The organism is Phormidesmis priestleyi BC1401 (genome assembly GCF_001650195.1).
Lineage (GTDB): Bacteria > Cyanobacteriota > Cyanobacteriia > Leptolyngbyales > Leptolyngbyaceae > Phormidesmis_A > Phormidesmis_A priestleyi_B.
On record NZ_LXYR01000141.1, the window covers coordinates 1 to 2615 of the forward strand.

2 protein-coding genes and 1 pseudogene are annotated in these 2615 nt (G+C 51.9%); all 3 read right to left on the reverse strand.

Going from position 1 to position 2615, the window contains the following annotated elements:
* Positions 1 to 334 precede the first annotated feature (334 nt).
* Positions 335 to 670 (reverse strand): annotated as a pseudogene (locus A8707_RS25950) (type II toxin-antitoxin system VapC family toxin); the annotation flags it as partial.
* Positions 671 to 729: 59 nt separating this feature from the next.
* The gene (locus tag A8707_RS25955) at positions 730 to 957 is read right to left on the reverse strand and encodes a CopG family ribbon-helix-helix protein (protein WP_068820326.1); all 228 of its coding nucleotides are present in this window, start codon (positions 955 to 957) and stop codon (positions 730 to 732) included.
* A gap of 95 nt (positions 958 to 1052) precedes the next feature.
* Positions 1053 to 2564: a WD40 repeat domain-containing protein gene (locus A8707_RS25960; protein WP_082906517.1), complete on the reverse strand. Its 1512-nt coding sequence runs from the start codon at positions 2562 to 2564 to the stop codon at positions 1053 to 1055.
* Positions 2565 to 2615: the final 51 nt, after the last annotated feature.

Below are 2615 nucleotides of genomic sequence, written 5' to 3' on the forward strand. Positions count from 1 at the left end.
GGTCTTGACCTCAACGCGTTGGGATCAATTCTGGAACAAACTGAATCAATACGGCTTTTCCGTTGCCCTCTAATAGTATCAAATAGAGGTCGCACCCTCCCGATCGAACCTGTAGCCTGTGCAAATGAAGGACGGAAACTTCATCTCGCAATCCAAGATCATTTCGAGGTGCGCTGGTCTTTCCAGTTTTCGCCTAAATGGGCTTCACACGATCGCTGTTCAGTTGTTTGCTTGGGGTCGATGCGGTGGAGTTGCACGATCGTAGCTTCGGAATTGGGAAGCGGTGCGCCGAAATAGGAGGGTTTTTCAGATTGAGGCTTATGCTCGCGCCTGATTACGGAAGCAGTTCAAAATAATGCATTGTTTGCGGTTTCACGAGGCTAAAGTGTCGTCGATCGAACGTGAAAATCCGTTGAATTTGATATCGTTCCGCCAATGCCATGATGCTGGCATCCACTAGCCCCAGCGGAACGCCGCGATAACGTGACATGATATTCAGGGCTGCTCTAATATCGACAAGCTCAACGGTCAAATAGCGAAAGTAGCCGTCTGCTAGGTCTTGTAGAAAAGCCTGAGCAACGGCTTCACCTAAGTATTTCGTTGTAAGGTAATCGACTTCTGGCAAAACGATTGACGGCACAATGAGGCGGTATGAATCTGCAATTGCAAGCGCGGCTTGATGATGTCAATCGCTGGCATCCAGTAACGCAATAATTCCATTTGTATCTGCTAAGACTTCGGAGGGGTTTGCCATGGCAGTTCTTCATCGCGTTGAGATAAATCAGAGCGACCGCTGTTACCCATCCCGATCGAGCGCGGCCGGGCGGGTTGATTTTGCTGGATGAAATCTTGTACCGCTGTTTGAATCAGTTCATTGCGCGATCGTCCGGTTTGTTTGGAGATTGCTTCGAGTGCAGCGATCGTTTCTTGGGGTAGGGATAAGATTGTTTCTTCCATTGCAATTCACCTCTAGCTTAATTTTAGTTCTGAAACAGTGTTCGCGACTGTTGATGATTGCCTTGCCGAATATCCGCCCAACCTAAAATCTAAAATCACTTCGCCGTTCGCTCCGCTTGCCAGTTTTCGCCGAGTTGGGTCTCGCACTGTTGTTGCTCGGTGGTCTGCTTGGGGTCGTCGAGAATGTAGGGCTTGAGGCGTTGGCAGGCGCGGCGGAGAAGGCTGTCGAGGTTGAGGTCGAGGTGGTAGAGTTTGACGATCGAATCTTCGGAACTAAGGGGTGCGCCGAAATAGGAGGGTTTAGTGACGACAGCGATCGTCTGCCAATCTGGACTAAATGCTGGAGAACCTCCCTCAAATTGACCTAATTGATTGCCGTCTTTGTCCCAGAGTTTGGTGCTGCTATGACCTCTCCCTGTGCCGATACGGCTCCCATCGGGGCTGAATGCCACACTATTAACCCTGCTTTGATTGGTGGTGATGGTGGTGATGGCTTTGCCGTCTTTGTCCCAGAGTTTGATACTGCCATCCTCTCCCCCTGTGGCAAGGCGGCTCCCATCGGGGCTGAATGCCACACTCCAAACGCTGCGTTGATTGCTGTTGATGGTGGTGATGGCTTTGCCGTCTTTGTCCCAGAGTTTGATGCTGCCATCACCTCCCCCTGTGGCAAGGCGGCTCCCATCAGGGCTGAATGCCACACTCCAAACACTGCGTTGATTGCTGTTGATGGTGGTGATGGGTTTGCCGTCTTTGTCCCAGAGTTTGGTGCTGCCATCAAATCCCCCTGTGGCAAGGCGGCTCCCATCGGGGCTGAATGCCACGCTATAAACGATGCTTTGATTGGTAGTGAAGGTGGTAATGGCTTTGCCGTCTTTGTCCCAGAGTTTGATGCTGCCATCACCTCCCCCTGTGGCAAGGCGGCTCCCATCAGGGCTGAATGCCATACTCTCAACGGTGACTTGATTGGTGGTGAAGGTAGTGATGGGTTTGCCGTCTTTGTCCCAGAGTTTAGTGCTGCTATCACCTCCCCCTGTGGCAAGGCGGCTCCCATCAGGGCTGAATGCCATACTTTTAACGATGCCTTGATTAGTGGGGAGGGTGGTGACGGCTTTGCCATCTTTGTCCCAGAGTTTAATACTGCCATCACCTCCCCCTGTGGCAAGGCGGCTCCCATCGGAGCTGAATGCCACACTATTAACCCTGTCTTGATTAGTGGGGAGAGTGGTGATGGCTTTGCCGTCTTTGTCCCAGAGTTTGGTGCTGCCATCCAATCCTCCTGTGGCAAAGCGGCTCCCATCGGGGCTAAATGCCACACTGTTAACGATGCCTTGATTGCTATTGATAGTGGTAATGGCTTTGCCGTCTTTGTCCCAGAGTTTGGTGCTGCCATCCAATCCTCCTGTGGCAAAGCGGCTCCCATCGGGGCTGAATGCCATACTATAAATCCTGTCTTGATTGGTGGGGACGGTGGTAATGGCTTTGCCGTCTTTGTCCCAGAGTTTGATACTGCCATCAAATCCCCCTGTGGCAAGGCGGCTCCCATCGGGGCTGAATGCCATACTATAGCCACTGCCACATTGGTTAGGACGCAGCTTGTTTAAGAACAAATTCTACCGCATCGCGTAGGTTGTCCGAGTCGCGCAACTGCTTGCGAATAC

What these genes read in the sequence shown, in the direction of transcription:
- A8707_RS25955 (WP_068820326.1), bottom strand. Translation starts at nt 957, where the DNA reads ATGGAAGAAACAATCTTATCCCTACCCCAAGAAACGATCGCTGCACTC.